Source organism: Aerococcus sp. L_32 (genome assembly GCF_050689315.1).
In genome coordinates this window covers 1-566 of sequence record NZ_JBOEQF010001179.1, presented here as the reverse complement: position 1 = coordinate 566, position 566 = coordinate 1, and the positions used below count along the sequence as shown (strand labels likewise).

Genomic DNA, 566 nt, shown 5'->3' with positions numbered 1-566 from the left:
CTTTATCCAAACCATTGGTAAAGGGGATAAAGAAAGACTAGTCCCAATCGGTGAGATGGCAGAAGACTGGATTAACAAGTATCTAACAGAAGGGCGCCCAGAACTAGTAAAGGATGAAGACGAGACCCAAGGCTATTTATTCGTGAATAACCGGGGTAAGCCTTTATCTAGACAAGGTGTTTGGAAGAACTTGAAGAAGATGGTGATTATGGCCCATATTACCAAAGACATCAGTCCCCATACCCTGCGCCATTCCTTTGCAACCCATTTACTTGAAAATGGGGCGGATTTAAGAGTGGTCCAAGAACTCCTTGGCCACTCTGATATTTCAACAACGCAAATATACACTCATATTCATGCCCAACATATGAAGGATATTTATAATCAAAATCATCCGCGGGCATAAAAATACAAGGAATGTTTGCATAACCACATACTTAACTAAAAAGGTAGGATTATCCTGCCTTTTTTTGCATGTTTTCAGAAAAGGGTTATTTATTACCTGTTTTGAAGCCCTAAATTGCTTCATGTAGTTTATAATGTATATATAGGTTCGATAAAGTTCA

General features: G+C 38.7%; 1 protein-coding gene. It reads left to right on the top strand.

The annotated features are described in order from the left end of the window. Positions 1-406, top strand: a 406-nt coding sequence (locus ACRCJ0_RS18810; RefSeq protein WP_431391726.1) for a tyrosine-type recombinase/integrase, incomplete at its 5' end; no start/stop codon positions are given. Positions 407-566: the final 160 nt, after the last annotated feature.